This window comes from Nocardioides epinepheli, assembly GCF_037936805.1.
GTDB lineage: Bacteria > Actinomycetota > Actinomycetes > Propionibacteriales > Nocardioidaceae > Nocardioides.
This window is the reverse complement of record NZ_JBBMMC010000001.1, coordinates 40667-57527: the sequence shown is the minus strand read 5'-3', so window position 1 is coordinate 57527 and position 16861 is coordinate 40667. Positions and strand designations below refer to the sequence as shown.

Below are 16861 nucleotides of genomic sequence, written 5' to 3'. Positions count from 1 at the left end.
GGCGACATCCGATCGCCGGACACGCGGGGCGGGATGCGAGGCTTGGCCCGTGTCCGCCCCCTCCCAGCGTCAAGACCATCCCGATCTGGCCGAGAGCGCCTTCCTCAAGGCCGTGCGCGGCGAGCCGGTGCCGCACACGCCGGTGTGGTTCATGCGGCAGGCGGGGCGCTCGTTGCCGGAGTACCTCAAGGTACGCGAGGGAGTCGCGATGCTCGAGTCGTGCATGCGACCCGAGCTCGTCGTCGAGATCACCATGCAGCCGGTCCGCCGCTACGGCGTCGACGCGGCCATCTTCTTCTCCGACATCGTCCTTCCCCTCAAGGCGGTGGGCGTCGACCTCGACATCGTGCCCGGGGTGGGACCCGTGGTGGAGAACCCGGTGCGCACTCTGGACGACGTCGCGGCCATCCCCGAGCTCACCGCCGAGCACGTCCCCTTCATCACCGAGGCCGTGCGCGGGCTCGTGGGCCAGCTCGGCGGGACGCCGCTCATCGGCTTCGCGGGCGCACCGTTCACCGTGGCCTCCTACCTGGTCGAGGGCGGCCCGTCCAAGGACCACGCCAAGACGAAGGCGATGATGTTCGGGGCGCCCGAGGTCTGGGACGCGCTGCTCACCAAGATCGCCCAGATCGCCGCCGCCTACCTCGAGGTGCAGGTCGATGCCGGTGCCTCGGCGGTCCAGCTCTTCGACTCCTGGGCCGGCGCCCTGACGCCGGAGGACTACCGCGAGCACGTGATGCCCTACTCCGCGCGGGTGCTCGAGCGCGCCGGCGCGCTCGGGGTGCCCCGGATCCACTTCGGGGTCGGCACCTCGAACCTGCTCTCGCTGATGGGAGAGGCCGGAGCCGACGTCGTCGGCGTCGACTGGCGCACGCCGCTGGGGGCGGCGATCCGCGTCGTCGGCGACCGCGGCGTCCAGGGGAACCTGGACCCCACGCTGGTCTTCGCGCCCACCGAGGTGATGACCGCGCGCGCCGCCGAGGTGATCGCGGCCGGCAGCGCGGCGAAGGGTCACGTCTTCAACCTCGGCCACGGCGTCCTTCCCTCGACCGATCCCGACCAGCTGGCCCGGCTCACCGAGTTCGTCCAGTCCTACCCCGTCCAGCGGCAGTCCGCCGGTGCGCGCGACTGAGACCGCGCCGCCCCGGTTCTCCGCGCCGGCCGGCGAGATCGTGGGCTGGCGCGACGCGGGGGTGGTGCGAGCCACCGGCATCCGCTACGCACGGGCCGGTCGGTACGAGGCGCCGGTCGCCGAGCCGCCGGCGGACCTGATCGACGCCACCTCGTGGTCCCCGGCCTGCCCGCAGGTCGGCTCGCCCCTGCTGGATCGGATGTTTCCGGCGGGCTTCGGCGGTCACACGCTCGACGAGCACTGCCAGCGGCTGTCGGTGACGGTGCCGGAGGGCCTCGACGTGGGGGCCGACTCCGACCTCCCGGTGATGGTCTTCGTGCACGGCGGGTCGTATGTCAGCGGCTCCGGCGACGTCGAGGTGCACGACCCCGCGACCCTGGTGCGCGAGCAGCGGGTGATCGTGGTGTCGGTGACCTACCGGCTCGGCCTGTTCGGATTCCTCGGCGGCACACCGCAACGGCCCGCCAACCTCGGCCTCCTCGACATGATCGAGGCCCTGCGGTGGGTGCGGCGCAACATCCATGCCTTCGGCGGCGACCCCGACAACGTCACCGCGTTCGGCGAGTCGGCCGGGGCCGACGCCGTCCTGCACCTGATGGCGGCCGAGGAGGCGCGCGGCCTGTTCGGTCGGGCCATCGTCCAGAGCGCGCCGCTGGGGATCACCCGCGGTCGCGCGGAGATGACCGCGGCCATGGTCGAGGAGGCGGCCGGGATCCCCCACGATCTCGCCGCGGAGGAGGTCAACGGCCACTACCGGCGGGTCAACGACCGCGCCCGGCCCTTCGGCCTGCGCGCCGCGATGCCGTTCGGCGTCCAGTACGGTCACGCGCCCGTGCCCGCCGAGGACGATCTGGACGCGGCCTGGGCGGCCGTGGCTCCCGACGTCGACGTCCTCATCGGCACCAACAGCCGCGAGACCAGCTTCTTCGTGTCCGAGGTGCCGGCGGTCGACCGCGTGGCGCGCCTCCCGATCGTGGGTCGGATCCTGGTCGAGCCGCTGGTGCGGGCGCTGTCGTGGCGCATCTACGGGCGCGACGCCGCCCGGTTCCTGCGACGTCATCGCGCGGCGGGTGGCCGCGGCGCGAGGTACTCCCTCTCGTGGGGGCCGCGCGGCAACCGCCTGGCCGGTGCTCACACCGTCGATCTGGCGCTGCTCTTCCCGAATCGCGCCGGCTGGGCCGGGTCGCCGATCATCGACGGCGCCACCTGGGCCGAGGTCGAGGAGGCCGGTCGGCCGGTCCGCCGGGTGTGGGCCGAGTTCGCCCGCACCGGACGGGTGGTCGACCCCGGGTGCGGCCACCTGAGGCTCGACTCCTCCGGTTGACGCCCCTGAGGCGGCCGACCGCGCGCGGGACGCCGGACGGCATTTGAGACCATCGCTGGGTGCGGGTCGTCGTCGTCGGTGCAGGGATCGCGGGCCTGACCGCTGCCCACGACCTGCAAGCGGCGGGGTACGAGGTCGTCGTCCTCGAAGCCGCCGAGCGCGTCGGCGGCAAGATCCGCCGGGCCGAGGTGGCTGGAGCGGCGGTCGACGTCGGTGCGGAGGCGATGGTGAATCGTCGCCCCGAGGGCATCGGCCTGGCCCGCGAGCTCGGACTGGAGATCGTGCATCCGGCGGTCTCATCCTCCCGGATCTGGACCCGCGGCGCGCTGCGGCCGCTCCCGCGCACCCTGCTGGGCGCACCGTTGGACCTCGACCAGCTCGCGGCCAGCGGGATCATCTCGGAGGAGGGTCTCTCTCGCGCCCGCCAGGACCCCGGCGGGCTGGACAGCCTCCCCGAGGACCCGTCCGTCGGTGATCTCGTGGCGCGCCGGTACGGCGACGAGGTCGTCGACCGTCTCGTCGAACCGCTGCTCGGCGGGGTGTACGCAGGCCACGCCCGCGAGATCTCGGCCCAGGCGGCCGCGCCCCAGCTCCTCGCGCTCCGCAACGGTCCTCTCACGCTCCCCGCCGACCCCGGGATCCCCGTCTTCGCCGGGATCGAAGGCGGCATGGGCGTGCTCGTCGAACGGCTGGCGGCCACCCTCGACGTCCGCACCGGAACCACCGTCCGCGAGATCGGACCGGGATTCACCCTCGTCACGGGACCCCGCCCCGCGCCCATGATCGAGCGGGCCGACGGCGTGATCGTGGCCGTGCCGGCCGCCCCGGCCGCCCGGTTGCTCGGCGGATTGGCGCCGGCGGCGGCCGCCGAGGTGGCGACGATCGACTACGCCTCGGTGGCCGTGGTGACCCTGGCCTTCGACCGCGCCGCGGTACCCGACGCGGTGGCCCAGGCGTCCGGATTCCTCGTCCCGCCGGTCGACGGCCGCCGGATCAAGGCCTCGACGTTCTCCACGACCAAGTGGGGACTCGGCCACGACGTCCTCCACCTGCGCACCTCACTCGGCCGGGTGGGGGAGGAGCGAACCCTCCAGCGAACCGACGACGAGCTCGTCGCCGCGTCGCTGGCCGACCTTCGCGACGCCGTCGGCCTCGCGGCAGCGCCGCTGGACGCGCACGTGCAACGGTGGGGCGGCGGACTGCCGCAGTACCGTCCGGGCCACCTCGACCGCGTCCGGCGGATTCGCGACGCGATCGGCGAGGTGCCCGGCCTCGCCGTGTGCGGCGCCGCCTACGACGGGGTGGGGATCGCGGCCTGCATCGCCTCGGCCCATCGGGCGGCGCGCGACGTGGTGGGCGCACGCGGCACAATGGCGTCATGAGCGAGACCCAGTCGAAAGCCGCCCGCCTGCGCGAGATCAACGACTCGATCCGCTACACCATGTGGTCGGTCTTCCGGCTCTCCGACCTGCTCGGTGAGCCCGAGTCCGGCGGCGCCGACAGGGCGGGCGAGGCCGCCGAGGTCGAGAAGCTGTTCGCCGACCTGGCCGAGGACGGCGTCGTCGTACGTGGCGTCTACGACGTGAGCGGGCTGCGTGCCGACGCCGACGTGATGGTGTGGACCCACGCCCCTCGCTCGGAGGACCTGCAGTCGGCCTACCACCGGTTCCGGCGGACTGCCTTCGGCCGTCGTCTCGAGCCGGTGTGGTCGCAGATGGCGATCCACCGGCCGGCCGAGTTCAACAAGAGCCACGTCCCGGCGTTTCTCGATGACGAGGAGGTGCGCGCCCACGTGTGCGTCTACCCGTTCGTCAGGTCCTATGAGTGGTACCTGCTGCCCGACGAGGAGCGCCGAGACATGCTCAAGGAGCACGGCATGCAGGCGCGGCCATATCCCGACGTGCGCGCCAACACGGTGGCGTCGTTCGGGCTGGGCGACTACGAGTGGATGCTCGCCTTCGAGGCCGATGACCTGTACCGGATCGTGGACCTGATGCGGGACCTGCGGGCCAGCCGCGCCCGGCGGCACGTGCGCGAGGAGATCCCGTTCTACACCGGCTCGCTCACGACGGTTCCCGACCTGCTCGACCGGCTGCCCTGATCCGGGAACCTGGTGAGCCTCGGGGTCGTCCTACCCAGATGAGGCAGTCGATCGCAGCAGGGGCCCTTCTCCTCGCACTGACGGCATGCGGTGCGGACGGCGATCCCAACGACGAGGCCGTCGACCGCGGCTCGTCGGATCAGAGTCAGACGCCGTCCTCGGCAGCGGACGGGTTGCCCAGTGAGATTCCGGCCGCCGACGGCATGGTGCGTACCAGGGAGCCCGCGACGGTGATGGGCACCGCCAAGGGCACCATGCTCTGCCTGGGTGCGGTCCTCGAGTCCTACCCACCGCAGTGCTCGGGACCGCCGGTTCGGCGCTGGAACTGGGATGGACCCGGCCTGTATGAGCAGCAGGGCGAGGCGCGATGGGGCACCTTCGCGGTGACCGGCAGTTGGAACGGCAAGCGCTTCACCGTGAAGAGCGCGATCTCGTCCGCCCTCTACGACCCGCCCTCCGAGGAGCCGCCGCCGCTACCCACGCCCGCACGCGACTACTCCCAGGCGGAGCTGGACGACCTGGCCGTGGAGCTGAGTCGGACGGTGCCGGGCGTACTGTCGGCCAGCGCCGACGCCGAAGGTCATGTCCTGATCGACGTCGTCTACGACGACGGGACCCTGCAGGATGCGCTCGACGCGAACCATGGCGCCGGCGTCGTCGTCGTGACGAGCGCCCTGGTGCCCGTCTGACGAGTGACCCGGTTACTGCTGATCGGCAGGCTCCAGGGTGAGGCTGACGGAGTTGATGCAGTAGCGGTCGCCGGTGGGCGTGCCGTACCCGTCGGGGAAGACGTGTCCCAGGTGCGAGCCGCAGTTGGCGCATCGCACCTCCACGCGCTTCATGCCGTGGGAGTTGTCCTCGAGGTACTCGACGGTGTCGGTGATCGGCTGGTAGAAGCTCGGCCACCCACATCCGGAATGGAACTTGGTGTCCGACTCGAACAGCTTGGCCTGGCAGGCCTTGCATCGATAGACGCCGGTGGTCTCGGTGTCGGTGTACTCCCCGGTGAAGGCGCGCTCGGTGCCCGCCTGCCGCAGCACCTGGTACTCCTCGGGGGAGAGTTGGGCGCGCCACTCCTCGTCGGTCTTCTCCACGTCGTAGGCCATGCGTCCAGCGTACGGGCGACCGGTCGAGAACGCGGCGGACTAGGGTGCTCGACATGGCGAAGACCGCAGCCGTCGAGGTCGATGCCGGCGGTCGCGCCGTGCGAATCTCGAGCCCGGACCGGGTGATCTATGAAGCCACCGACCGCACGCCCGAGGTCACCAAGCTCATGGTCGCCGAGTACTTCGTGAGCGTGGGTGACGGCCTGATGCGTGCGCTGCGGGACCGCCCCACCGCCCTCGAGCGCTGGACCGCCGGAGTGCGCGAAGGCATGCGCCTGGCGACCGGGCCCCAGGACAAGAACGCCGACGCGTTCTATCAGAAGCGGGTGCCCAAGGGTGCGCCGGACTACGTCGAGACGGTCCGCATCACCTTTCCCAGCGGTCGGACCGCCGACGAGATCTGTCCGACGGAGCTCGCCGTGCCGGTCTGGTGTGCGCAGATGGGCACCCTCACCTTCCACCCCTGGCCGGTGCGGCGTGCCGACGTCGACCGCCCAGACGAGCTTCGGATCGACCTCGACCCGCAACCTGGCACCACGTTCCGCGACGCGGTCCGGGTCGCCGGCGTCGCCGATGAGCTACTGCGGGAGCTCGGCCTGGTCGGATTCCCGAAGACCAGCGGCAACCGCGGCGTGCATATCTATGTGCGGATCGAGCCGCGGTGGGAGTTCGTCGACGTGCGGCACGCGGCGATCGCGTTCGGCCGCGAGTTGGCCCGCCGCGAGGACGGCGTGACCACCGAGTGGTGGAAGGAGGAGCGCGGTGAGCGGATCTTCGTCGACTTCAACCAGAACAACCGCGACCGCACGATCGCCTCGGCGTACTCGCTGCGTCCCCAGCCGGGCGCGCCGGTGTCGACACCGATGACCTGGGCCGAGCTCGCCGAGGTCGATGACCCCCGCGAGTTCAACCTGTTCACCGTGCCCGAACGCCTCGCCGCCGACGGCGATCCGTGGGCAGGCATCGACGACGTCGCCTACTCGTTGACACCGCTGCTCGACCTCTGGGAGGAGCAGGGCGCGGTCGAGCTGAACTACCCCCCCGACTACCCGAAGATGCCGGGGGAGCCACCGCGGGTCCAGCCCAGCAAGAAGGTCGCCGCGCACTGGGACGAGGACGGCAACCGAATCGACGGTTGATCCGCTCCCCGCCCTCAGGCGACGTCGCCGGGCGGCGGTGGCGCGAACGCGAGGTACACGTGCCCGGTAGGCGTGGTGATCTCGGTGACGTGTGAGGGCCCGGCCCGCGGACGGCTCGACCAGCCCAGCGCCTCCTTCGCGTGGTTGCACCGCTCGCACAGTCCCTGCAGGCCCCAGGCTTGCGTCGTACCGCTCTCGCGGTGCGGCTCGATGTGGTCGACGTGGCGCACCGGGGCGCCACACCACGGTGTGCGGCATAGCTGGTCCCGATCGCGGATGAACGTGGCGAGGCCTGCGGGCACGGTGCGCCGGCGGGAGTCCATGGCCATGAGGGCGCGAGCCCCGGGTGCGACGTAGAGACGGCGCACCCAGGCTGTGGCTCGAGAGGCCGATCGTCCAACCAGGTCGCGCCCCCACTCAGCGGGTACCACCCCGTATCCGGGGAGGTGCGCAGGTTCGGCACTGTTCTCCAGGAGCGCCCGGTCGGTCATCACCAGGTGCACCTCGACCGGTGGCGGAGTCGCCGCGCTGCGGCCGGTCACCAGCTCGACCATGGTGTCGGCCATGATCTGGCCGCGGCCCTTGGCCTCGCCCTCGGCGATTGCAGTGTCGGCGGCGCGCTTGAGGGCGGCGTACATCGCCACGCCGTGCTCCACCGGCAGCAGCGCCGTCACGTAGGTCATCGTGTCCGGGGCGGGACGGATCGTGACGCGCCGGTCCCGCTCGGCGAGTCGCTGCCGCTCGGCGACACCGGCGTTGTCCAGTCTGGCAGCGAGCTCGTGGGCCTTGCCGACGACCTGTTTGGTGCTCAGGGTTTCGACGACGTCCGAGCCAGCCACCTTCTCATCGATCAGGCGGCGGTGCTCGAGTCGTAGGCATGCCGTCTCGCGCACCAGGAGGATGGCGCGCCATTCGTCGATCCGGCCGGTGGCCAGGGCATCGAGGGTGTGCGGCATCTCGGTGCACAGGACGCGGGCCGTCCCGAGCATCCGGGCGGCGCGCTGGTGGCTCTGTCGGGTGGCGAGCGCGACCTGCAGCGCGATTCCTTCGCCCACCTGGCGGGCCGGGACGCCGGCGGCTCGCTGCGCGGCGCGTTGCGACTCGTCCAGGGCATGCGCTACGCGGTGCTGTGCTGCATCAACGGCCCCCTTGAGCGCCTCGAGGGACCGGAGCTGATCGACGCGTGCGGCGTCATCGACGTCGTCTCCAGGGACGCCGAGCTCGCCGAGGGCGTGGGCCCATTCGGCGAGCACTGCGGGCGGGGAGGCGGCCATGGCGCGAACCTAGGAACCAGCGCGGCACCACGCACGCGCCGGACCCGAGCCTGTGGAGAACTGCGCGAAACCTCCGCCTGTGGACAACGTGTCGCCCGAGAGGCCGCGTCGAGCGCTCGAACGGTAACCTCGCGCGGGTGAAGAAGGTCCTCATCGTCACCGGCTCGGGCCGCAGCGGCACGAGCAGCGTGGCGGGCACCCTGAAGCGGTTCGACTTCCACGTGCCACAGCCCGAGGTCGAGGCCGACGAGCGCAACCCCCGTGGCTACTACGAGCCGCTGTGGGTGGCCGACTTCCACAAGTACTGGCTCAACGGCATCCCCGTCCGGACGATCGACAGCCGGCCGCACGCCGGCGACATCGCGATGAACGACCTCACGCCCGAGCGAGAGGACGAGCTCCAGTCATGGCTGGCCGAGGAGCTCGCCGGACGTCCCGACGACGACGTCGTCGTGATCAAGGAGACCCGTGCGTACTGGGTCTATCCGCTCTGGCAGCGCGTCGTCGCCGCCACGGGGGCAGAGCTGATCAGCCTGACGATGCTCCGGCACCCCACCCAGGTGGTGCGTTCGCGCGACTCGGCCTACCTCACCGGGATGTCGGACGAGGCGCGCCTCCAACGCGAGACCACGAACGTCGCCGCCTGGATGAACTCGGTCTTCGTCACCGAGCGGGCGACTCGCGCGAACCGACGTGCGTTCGTGCCGTACTACGACCTGATCGGCGACTGGCGCGCCGCGATGACCCGCGCCTGCGCGCAGCTCGGTGTCGACCCGGGCGACCTGACTGCGCCGCACCCCGTCGACGACTTCCTGACCAGCTCCCTCAACCGCTCCTCCGATGCCTGGGACGGGCTCACCGTTCCCGACACACTCCGCGACCTCGCCGAACGGACCTGGTCGGCCGCCAACGTGCTCGTCTCCGAGCCGGACGACACCGCGGCGATGGCCACCCTCGACGGTCTCGCCGCCGAGTACAACGAGCTCTACGTCGCCTCGGCCGCGATCGCCTCGGACGAGGCAACCTCCCAAGTTGCGGCAGCCCGCCGCAAGCTGAAGCAGCGGGTGGCCGCGAAGGAGGAGCGGATCGCGGAGCTCGAGGAGACTGTCCGCCGTCTGCGGGAGGACGCGCCCAAGCGACGCGGCTGGTTCCGCTGACGCCGGGGGCCGGGTCGGCCTCCTACCCCCGCAATCTGCCGGATCTCGGGCTAGCGGCCCGGAAGCTCCCAAGGGCCGGCGACGGGGTAGTACTCGGCGAAGAAGCGGTCCAGAGCCCGATCGAGGGCGGCGGCGTCGAGCGCGTGGTCGTGATGGTCACCCAGGCACAGGAAGTCCTGCTGCCGGTCGAGGGCACGGCGAAGCAGGCGGTCGGCGCCGCTGTTGCTGAGGTTGATGAAGTTCAGCGGATGGGCCTCGGCGTCACCCACGAACGCGGTGCCCGTGACCAGACCGTAGTGCTGGGCCAGCGAGCTCAGAGTCGACACATCGCTATCGCTTCGGAACGGCGACCTGGCCGTCGCCGCGAACGCGTCGGGGAACCTTGCCTCGAGTTCGCGCAGCACGGACACGCGGTGTGGATACGGCGCGTGCGAGAGGTGATGGGTGGTCACGACGCCGAAGGCCGCCTCGAGCAGCGCCCGGTTGTTCCACGCGGCCCGCACGAACGGGGCGGCGTCGGGAGAGTCGGTGAGGCCGATCGCCAGCTTGGAGAGATAGACCGCCGACAGCCCGGAGGAGGTGAAGAACGCCTCTGGGCGCACCGGCCGTCCGAGCATCATGTCGTCGTTGAAGTAGACGAAGTGCTCGGCCAACCCATCGATGCGATGGAGCGCCGACTCGATGGCATGTGAGTTGAAGGTCGGCAGGGCGTCGGCCGGCAGGATGTCGCGGTGGTCGACGACCTGGATCTGCGGATGGTCCGCGTCGAGCCAGGTCGGCAACTGTCCGGCGGTGACGATGTGGATCCGACGCACCCAGGGCGCGAAGAGGTGCAGGCTGCGCAGCGAGAAGCGCAGCTCGCCGCGGTCGACGTACCGGGCCCGACCGCTGGACGCCCGGGTCAGTCCTACCCCCGTCACCTCGGTGAGTCGGCTGCGCCGCGCCTGCTCCCACGCCGGGTCGTTGCCGTCGACCCACGTATAGACGGCGTCGATCGGGAAGGTCACCTCCGTCGCCGTCGGCGCCGCCATCATCGGCACCGTGCGCGCCGGGACGCCGTCGACCTCGATCTCGACCGTGTCGGGCCGGGCGGGCAGCCGGTCGAGGTAGGGATTGCGGCGTGGGGCGACGAGGGAGCCGTCCGGTGCCGCCTCCCAGAACTCGATCTCGACGCCACAGCCGGACGAGATCACCGTGGCCCGACCCTCGATCTCGGGCCAGGGCTCCAACACCGCCGACGACGTGCGACCGCGGCGCAGGTCGGCGGCAAGTTCGGTGACGGGGCCACGTCGCTCCGGCCAGCCCTGCTCGGCGGGGTCGCGCAGGCTGAGATACGTGGGCGCGTCCGATCGGCCGAGTGCCTCGAAGAACGCCGCCCGCGCCTCCATCGGCACGATCACGGTGGGCGTCGCCCGGTCGTGGGCGGGCATCACCAACCACGCGTCGGACGCCGATCGGGCCGCCTCCACCGCAAGGGCGAGCGCCTCGCTCCGAGCGCGGATCGGTGTGAGTCCGCCGAGGTCCGGGGTCGGCGCCGAGGAGATGGACGTGTTGGGCGTTGTCGGGGTTGCCTCGGCCCGGGCGGTCAGCCGGCCGCGGCCGGCGCGCGCCGTGATCGCGTCGGTGAAGATCGCCTCCCAGCGGTCGGCGATCCGGGCCGGGTCCCAGGCGCGGGCGGTCTCCAGCGCGCCCTGACCCAGGCGCCGCCGGAGGCCGTCGTCCTCGGCGATCCGTCGGATGGCGCTGGCCAGGCCGTTCACCGACTGCGGGGCCACCAGCAGCCCGTTCACGCCGTGGTCGATGATCTCGCGGGGCCCGGAGGGGCAGTCGAAGCTGACGGCGGGTACTCCGGCCGCCATCGCCTCCTGGAGGACCAGCGGATAGCCCTCGGCCTTCGAGGACAGCGCCACTAGCGACGCTTTGGCCCACTGCGCGGTCATGTCGGGGACGCTTCCGGGCAGCTCGACGCGGTCCCACAGGTTCCACTTGCGGATCTGACGCAGCAGGTCGCCGCGCTGCGGCCCGTCGCCGCAGATCCGTAGCCGCCATCCGGGAAGGTCGTCGGCGACGAGCGCGAAGGACTCCAGCAGGCGGCCGAACTGCTTCTCCTGCACCAGCCTGCCCGCAGTCACGATGAGCTGGGAGTCGAGCGTGGAGCGGGGGGTGAACCCGAGCGGGAGCGGGTTGGGCACGACCACCGTCTTCGGCGTGAGTCCGCCGAGCTGCTCGCCGAGCCACGCCTCCAGCCCCGGGGTCAGCAGCGACACGACGTCGGCGCGCGGGGCGTAGGCGAGCAGCGGTTCCAGGCCGCCGGTGCGGGCGCTGCTGGAGCGGTGCTCCTGGTGCACGACGACGATCTTCGGCGCGGTGAGCTCGACCCCGGCGGCCAGGAGGCCGGGGGTCACGGTGACGAGCACGTCGACGTCGAGGCCCGGGAGTGACTCCTCCAGAGCGACGTCGCACAGTGCGGTGAACTGAGCGTCCCACCTGGCCGGCACCAACGCCGACTCCCGGCGGTGCAGAGCGACCGCGCGGTCGGGTGACAGTCCGCCGTAGGCCGGTCGGTCGGGGTCGCGAAGGTCGACGAGTCGCTCGACGTCGATGCGGGGGTCGATGGCGTAGTGCGGTTCCTCGGCGGTGCGGGTGACGCTGAGGATCCGGACGTCGTGTGCCCCGGCAAGAGCGTTGGCCTGGGTGATCGCGGAGCGACTGGTACCGCCCATGCCGTCGATGTTGAAGACCAGGTAGCCGATCCTCATCGCGCGGTCTCCGGGTCCTCGAGGAGCCGCGCCTGGAGCAGTCCGAGACCCGACCAGCGCAGACGGAGCCGGCCGAGGGCGGGAAGCGGCACGGCGCGGGCCGGGTCGTCGAGGTCGTTGTCGGCCCGTCGTACAGGGAGGTCGTCCAGCAGCAGCCGCGCGACCTGCGGCGCCGTGGAGGCGAGCGCGACCAGGTCGTCCTCGCCGAGCGCCACCACGTCGCCGGTGAGCGGCCAGCTCGCCAGCTCGGTGTCGTCGTCGGTGACCAGGCGCAGTCGCGCGCCGGGTCCGGACAGGCAGAGCGCGACCTGCTCGCCACCCGACGGGTCGGGCTCGGACCGTACCGAGGTGAGCGTGGCGGCCGGCACCACCCGCTCGCTGCGGACGCGCAGCGAGTGGTCGTCCCCCCGGGCGAGCAGGAACCTGGTCCGGCCGTCGGGCGTGGGTGCCGGTCGATGACGGGGCAGCGGCGGGGTCGCGACCGGCGTCAATCCGCCGGACGACTCGACGACCACCTCCAGCACTGCGGGGGGCGGCTCGGGCAGGGCGGCCAGGTCGAGGCGCGCGGAGAGGTAGCCCGGCTGGTCGCCGGGGTCGTCGTCGGGCACGTCGAGGAGGCGTCCGGTCTCGGGGTCGCGCAGGCCGATCCGGTCCGACGGCGCTGGGGAGGCCGACTCGATCGCCACCCACAGACGACGTCCGTCGAGGATCCCCGCGAAGACCGCCGCGGGCCTCTCGTCGTCGGCGGGGCTGGCCTCGGAGCGGCGACGGAACCTCACGCGCACGAGGGTAGTGCCGACGCCGTCAGGCCCCGCCGATGCCGTCGGGTCCCGCGGCCTGCTCGTCGAAGGTCTCGTGCTCGAGCAGGTGCAGGACCGGGACGCCGAGCTTGCGCCGCGCCTTGGAGGCCCAGTCCTGGCGGAACAGCTCGGCGACCACGTGCGGGCGGGTCAGCACGATCGTCTCGCGGGCGTCGACCTTGGTGACCTCCGCGGCCAGCTCGTCGATGGGCGACCCGGTGACCAGCTTGCTGCCGCCCACGTTCGCGCCGGCCTCCTTGAGCACCGTCACGGTGGTGGTCAGGTCGGCCTCGGAGCGTTCGCGGCACTCCTCGCGCACCGCGTCGATGTCGATGTCGTTCATCGGGACACCGGGGGCGGCCAGCAGCTCGCTGCCCGACAGCGTGCCCAGCGAGGCCTCCACGCGCGCGGCGGCGTCGTCGAGGGGGAGCAGCACGTAGTAGACGACCGGCTCGTCGAGTGCTTCGTGCAGCGAGCGGACCTGCCGGGCATCGAGCGGCGTGAGGGCCTGCTCGACCAGCAGGACCACGTTGTAGGTGGGATCGGCCATAGTTCATTCTCCTCCGGACAGGACACTGGACAGGTCGTAGCTCACCGGCTGCTCGAGCTGGTCGTAGCCGCACGACTCGGGATCCCGGTCGGGCCGCCAGCGCTTGAAGTGGGCGGTGTGGCGGAACCGGCGGCCCTCCATGGCGTCGTACTTCACCTCGAGCACGCGCTCGGGGCGCAGCGGCGTGAACGAGAGGTCCTTGCCCTGGCTCCAACGACTCTGGGTGCCCGGCACCCGGTCGGGGTTCGCGGTGAGGAACTCCTGCCAGCGGCCCCACGGGTGCTCCTCGATGGGGCAGACCAGCTCCTGGAGCTCCTCGATCAGCTCCGCGCGCCGGGCGGCGGTGAAGCTGGCACTCACGCCCACGTGCTGCAGCCCGTCGTCGGTGTAGAGGCCGAGCAGGAGACTGCCGAGCAACGGCTTCTCGGGCGTGCTGGTCTTGTGCTCGCGGTAGCCGGCCACGACGACGTCGGCGGTGCGCTCGTGCTTGATCTTGAGCATGGTGCGCCCGCCCTCGGTGTACGGCGCGCCGAGCGGCTTGGCCACCACGCCGTCCAGCCCGGCCCCCTCGAACTGGTGGAACCACTCCTCGGCGACGCCGGGGTCGTCGGTGGTGCGGGTCAGGTAGCAGGGGCCGCCGCTGAGCCCGCCGAGCGCCTCGACGAGCGCAGCGCGCCGCTCGACGAAGGGGCGATCGAGATAGGAGTCGTCGCCGAGGGCCAGGAGGTCGAAGGCGACGAAGCTCGCCGGTGTCTTCTCGGCGAGCATCGTGACCCGGGACGCCGCGGGGTGGATCCGCTCCTGGAGCACCTCGAACTCGAGGCGCCGCACGCCGTCGGGCCGGTCGAGCGCCACGAACACCTCGCCGTCCAGGACGCACCGCTCGGGCAGCTGTTCGCGGATCGCGGTCACGAGCTCGGGGAAGTAGCGGGTCAGCGGCTTGGTGTTGCGGCTGGTGAGCTCGACCTCGTCGCCGTCCTTGAAGACCAGGCAGCGGAAGCCGTCCCACTTGGGCTCGAAGCTGAGCCCTGCGATGCCGCCGACGACCGTCTTGCTCGGGTCGGGCACACCCTTGACGGCCTTGGCGAGCATCGGCTGCACGGGTGGCATCACGGGCAGGTCCACGTGGTGAGCCTAGACCGCCGGACGCGCCGGATCGCGCGGCGGTACCGGCGCCGCCCGTCTCATAAAGTAGAGTAATCAACTCAAGAAAGAAGGTGAAGCGTTGGCCATGACGACCGGCCCCAGGGTGGGCTACGTGCCGGGTGTGTTCGATCTCTTCCACGTCGGGCACCTCAACGTGCTGCGACAGGCACGAGCGGCGTGCGACGTCCTGGTCGCCGGGGTGGTCTCCGACGAGCTGTGCGAGCAGGTCAAGGGCATCCGTCCCTTCGTCCCGCTCGAGGAGCGGATCGAGATCGTCGACAGCATCGGCATCGTCGACGCCACCTACGCCGAGACCACCCTCGACCGCACCGATGCCTGGCGCGAGGTGGGCTTCCATCGCGTGTTCAAGGGCGACGACTGGCGGGGGAGCCCTCGCGGCATCGACCTCGAGGCGCGGATGGCGCCGCTGGACGTGGAGGTCGTCTACATCCCCTACACGGCGCACACCTCGAGCACCCAGTTGCGCGCGGCGATCGGCTCGGCCACCCGGTCGGCCTCGTGAGCGGGCTGCTCGACCGCTCGATCGCCCCACCGCTCGTCGACGTCGGCGACGACGGCCTGCTCGTGCGCGACACCTCCGCCGCCGCGCTCGTGGTGAGCTTCGACGGCCGCTACATCTTCGCCACCGCACCGATCCGCGACGGCCGCCCGGCGCGCGGGGGCGTGCACGTGCCGTGGCCGCGGGTCCTGCTGCCCTTCCTGCGTGGCAGCACCCGGATCGAGGTCGCCGATCCCGGCGGCAGGAAGGTCCTGCTCGACGCCGAGGTGAGCCTCGGCGACCCCGACGACGCCCACCGCCGCATCGCCGTGGTCGACCCGCAGGGACTGCCGCTTGCCGTCGACAAGGTGGGGCACCTGTGCCGCGCCTTCTCCGCCACCGACGAGAGCGTGCGAGACGAGATCCTCACCGGCACCCGGCGCGCGATCGCCGACCTCCAGGAGCATGCCGGGGTCGCCGCCTACCTCAACTACGGCGCCCTCCTGGGCGCGGTCCGCGACGGCGCGATGATCGCCGAGGACTCAGACACCGACGTGTGCTACCTCAGCGGGCAGGCGTCGCCGGCGGAGGTGATCTCGGAGTCCTACCGGATCGAGCGGGTCATGCGGGACCGCGGCTGGACCCTGCTGCGCATGTCCGGCGGTGACATCAAGCTGCTGCTCCCGCTCAGTGACGGGAGACAGTGCCACATCGACGTGTTCGTGGCCTTCCGCGTCGACGGGGTCTTCTACCAGCTCGGCAACCGCAGCGGGCGGCTCCCCGAGTCGGCCATCCTCCCGCTGTCCGCCGTGAGCCTGCACGGCGTCGAGTTCCCGGCGCCGGCGCGTCCTGAGGAGATGCTCGCCTTCGTCTACGGACCCGGCTGGCGAGTGCCCGACCCCTCGTTCAAGTACGCCGACCCGGTAGCGGGCATCCGTCGCCTCGACGGCTGGCTGCGCGGCTTCCGCACGACGATGCCGGCCTGGACCGAGTTCCACCAGGGCGCCGGACGCCGGCGGGTCCCGCGGCGCCGCTCCACGTTCGCGCGCTGGGTCGCCGGGCAGGTCCGCCAGGACGCGCCGATCGCCGACCTCGGCACCGGGACCGGCCGCGACGCCGTGTGGTTCGCCCAGCGCGGGCACCCGGTGCGCGCCTTCGACTTCTCCCGCGCCGCGCGCGGACGCCTCGCCCGCCGCGCGGCACGCGACGGACTGCCGCTCGACGTGCGGATCCTGATCCTCGACGAGTTGCGGACCGTCCTGGTCACCGGCGCCGAGCTGGCCCGCGAGCGACACGACCTGTGTGCCCGGCAGCTGTTGGGCTGTCTGGGCGAGGCCGCTCGCGCCAACCTGTGGCTGTTGGCCCGGATGGCCGGGCGTCGCGGGGGCCGCCTGTTCCTCGAGTTCAGCGCCGCCGACCCCGACCGGCCGCTCGCCGACCCGGCACCGACCGGCCTGGTCCGCCGACTCGACGCCGACGCGATCCGCCGCGAGATCGAGCGGCACGGCGGCGTCGTCGAGTACGAGGAGCGTGGTCCCGGCACCGATCTGTGGGACCAGCCGGATCCCGCGGTCGTGCGGATGCGGGTCTCCTGGCCGTCCGGACAGCACCAGTCGCACCGAGAGGAACCCTGATGACCCGCCTGAGCGCCACCACCGCCGTCGCCCGCGAGCGCTACCGCCGGCTGCGACGCCGACCTGTCGGTGTGCGGGCCCGGCTCGCCGCACTGGAGGCGGAGGTGCAGGAGAACCGCCAGCTGCACCGCCGTGTCGCCGAGCTCACCGACGTCGTGGCCGAGCTTCTGCTCCCGGTCGCGGACCGGGACGAGGACGGCGTCCGCCGGGCACTGGAGGAGTACCGCGCGCGCCTGTGAC

The 16861-nt window shown here is 72.0% G+C and carries 16 protein-coding genes; 10 read left to right on the top strand and 6 right to left on the bottom strand.

The window, feature by feature from the left end; genetic code table 11:
• Positions 1–49: 49 nt before the first annotated feature.
• Genes hemE through WMR31_RS00210 form a run of 5 tightly spaced genes read left to right on the top strand, consistent with a single transcriptional unit; the run spans position 50 to position 5246 of the window.
• Positions 50–1132: a uroporphyrinogen decarboxylase gene (gene hemE, locus WMR31_RS00230; RefSeq protein ID WP_340536735.1), complete on the top strand. Its 1083-nt coding sequence runs from the start codon at positions 50–52 to the stop codon at positions 1130–1132.
• Positions 1119–2456 carry a carboxylesterase family protein gene (locus WMR31_RS00225; RefSeq protein ID WP_340536734.1) on the top strand — a complete coding sequence of 446 codons (1338 nt, stop codon included), beginning with the start codon at positions 1119–1121 and terminating at the stop codon, positions 2454–2456. Before hemE ends, WMR31_RS00225 begins: the two co-directional genes overlap by 14 nt.
• A 59-nt stretch (positions 2457–2515) precedes the next feature.
• Positions 2516–3838, top strand: a complete 1323-nt coding sequence (locus WMR31_RS00220; RefSeq protein WP_340536732.1) for a protoporphyrinogen/coproporphyrinogen oxidase — start codon at positions 2516–2518, stop codon at positions 3836–3838.
• Positions 3835–4557, top strand: a complete 723-nt coding sequence (gene hemQ, locus WMR31_RS00215) for a hydrogen peroxide-dependent heme synthase (RefSeq protein WP_340536731.1) — start codon at positions 3835–3837, stop codon at positions 4555–4557. The genes WMR31_RS00220 and hemQ overlap by 4 nt, the downstream gene beginning before the upstream one ends.
• A gap of 38 nt (positions 4558–4595) precedes the next feature.
• Positions 4596–5246, top strand: coding sequence for a hypothetical protein (locus tag WMR31_RS00210; RefSeq protein WP_340536729.1), 651 nt, complete (start codon positions 4596–4598; stop codon positions 5244–5246).
• Between the two features lie 12 nt (positions 5247–5258).
• Here WMR31_RS00210 and msrB read toward each other — a convergent pair whose 3' ends face one another.
• Positions 5259–5663, bottom strand: coding sequence for a peptide-methionine (R)-S-oxide reductase MsrB (msrB, locus tag WMR31_RS00205; protein WP_340536727.1), 405 nt, complete (start codon positions 5661–5663; stop codon positions 5259–5261).
• 53 nt (positions 5664–5716) lie between these two features.
• Between msrB and WMR31_RS00200 the strand changes: the two genes are divergently transcribed.
• Entirely contained in the window at positions 5717–6802 is a 1086-nt protein-coding gene (locus WMR31_RS00200; protein WP_340536726.1) for a DNA polymerase domain-containing protein, read from the top strand.
• Positions 6803–6816: 14 nt separating this feature from the next.
• Here WMR31_RS00200 and WMR31_RS00195 read toward each other — a convergent pair whose 3' ends face one another.
• Entirely contained in the window at positions 6817–8076 is a 1260-nt protein-coding gene (locus WMR31_RS00195; protein ID WP_340536725.1) for an HNH endonuclease, read from the bottom strand.
• A 137-nt stretch (positions 8077–8213) separates the two neighbouring features.
• Here WMR31_RS00195 and WMR31_RS00190 point away from each other — a divergent pair, with 137 nt between their 5' ends.
• Positions 8214–9233, top strand: a complete 1020-nt coding sequence (locus tag WMR31_RS00190; protein ID WP_340536724.1) for a hypothetical protein — start codon at positions 8214–8216, stop codon at positions 9231–9233.
• 50 nt (positions 9234–9283) lie between these two features.
• On the opposite strand, the gene WMR31_RS00185 is transcribed toward WMR31_RS00190, so the two are convergent.
• The 4 genes from WMR31_RS00185 to WMR31_RS00170 are packed head-to-tail and all read right to left on the bottom strand — an operon-like array spanning position 9284 to position 14467.
• A complete protein-coding gene (locus WMR31_RS00185; RefSeq protein ID WP_340536723.1) occupies positions 9284–11992 on the bottom strand; it encodes a stealth family protein in 2709 nt (902 codons plus the stop codon).
• A complete protein-coding gene (locus WMR31_RS00180) occupies positions 11989–12771 on the bottom strand; it encodes a hypothetical protein (protein WP_340536721.1) in 783 nt (260 codons plus the stop codon). The genes WMR31_RS00185 and WMR31_RS00180 overlap by 4 nt, the downstream gene beginning before the upstream one ends.
• Positions 12772–12796: 25 nt before the next feature.
• Entirely contained in the window at positions 12797–13342 is a 546-nt protein-coding gene (locus WMR31_RS00175; RefSeq protein ID WP_340536719.1) for a putative universal stress family protein, read from the bottom strand.
• Between the two features lie 3 nt (positions 13343–13345).
• Positions 13346–14467 carry an ATP-dependent DNA ligase gene (locus WMR31_RS00170; RefSeq protein ID WP_340536717.1) on the bottom strand — a complete coding sequence of 374 codons (1122 nt, stop codon included), beginning with the start codon at positions 14465–14467 and terminating at the stop codon, positions 13346–13348.
• A 106-nt stretch (positions 14468–14573) separates the two neighbouring features.
• Between WMR31_RS00170 and WMR31_RS00165 the strand changes: the two genes are divergently transcribed.
• From WMR31_RS00165 to WMR31_RS00155, 3 genes are read left to right on the top strand one after another with little or no spacing between them, the layout of a single operon-like run.
• A complete protein-coding gene (locus WMR31_RS00165; protein ID WP_340536716.1) occupies positions 14574–15011 on the top strand; it encodes an FAD synthase family protein in 438 nt (145 codons plus the stop codon).
• Positions 15008–16621, top strand: a complete 1614-nt coding sequence (locus WMR31_RS00160) for a LicD family protein (RefSeq protein WP_340536714.1) — start codon at positions 15008–15010, stop codon at positions 16619–16621. The genes WMR31_RS00165 and WMR31_RS00160 overlap by 4 nt, the downstream gene beginning before the upstream one ends.
• Positions 16621–16860, top strand: a complete 240-nt coding sequence (locus tag WMR31_RS00155) for a DUF6752 domain-containing protein (RefSeq protein WP_340536713.1) — start codon at positions 16621–16623, stop codon at positions 16858–16860. The genes WMR31_RS00160 and WMR31_RS00155 overlap by 1 nt, the downstream gene beginning before the upstream one ends.
• Position 16861 lies beyond the last annotated feature (1 nt).

Bases quoted from the DNA above. Each gene is read 5' to 3' on its own strand.
- WMR31_RS00210 (WP_340536729.1), top strand. From the start codon at position 4,596: ATGAGGCAGTCGATCGCAGCAGGGGCCCTTCTCCTCGCACTGACGGCA.
- WMR31_RS00155 (WP_340536713.1), top strand. From the start codon at position 16,621: ATGACCCGCCTGAGCGCCACCACCGCCGTCGCCCGCGAGCGCTACCGC.
- WMR31_RS00200 (WP_340536726.1), top strand. From the start codon at position 5,717: ATGGCGAAGACCGCAGCCGTCGAGGTCGATGCCGGCGGTCGCGCCGTG.
- WMR31_RS00195 (WP_340536725.1), bottom strand. From the start codon at position 8,076: ATGGCCGCCTCCCCGCCCGCAGTGCTCGCCGAATGGGCCCACGCCCTC.
- msrB (WP_340536727.1), bottom strand. From the start codon at position 5,663: ATGGCCTACGACGTGGAGAAGACCGACGAGGAGTGGCGCGCCCAACTC.
- hemQ (WP_340536731.1), top strand. From the start codon at position 3,835: ATGAGCGAGACCCAGTCGAAAGCCGCCCGCCTGCGCGAGATCAACGAC.
- WMR31_RS00165 (WP_340536716.1), top strand. From the start codon at position 14,574: ATGACGACCGGCCCCAGGGTGGGCTACGTGCCGGGTGTGTTCGATCTC.
- WMR31_RS00185 (WP_340536723.1), bottom strand. From the start codon at position 11,992: ATGAGGATCGGCTACCTGGTCTTCAACATCGACGGCATGGGCGGTACC.
- WMR31_RS00175 (WP_340536719.1), bottom strand. From the start codon at position 13,342: ATGGCCGATCCCACCTACAACGTGGTCCTGCTGGTCGAGCAGGCCCTC.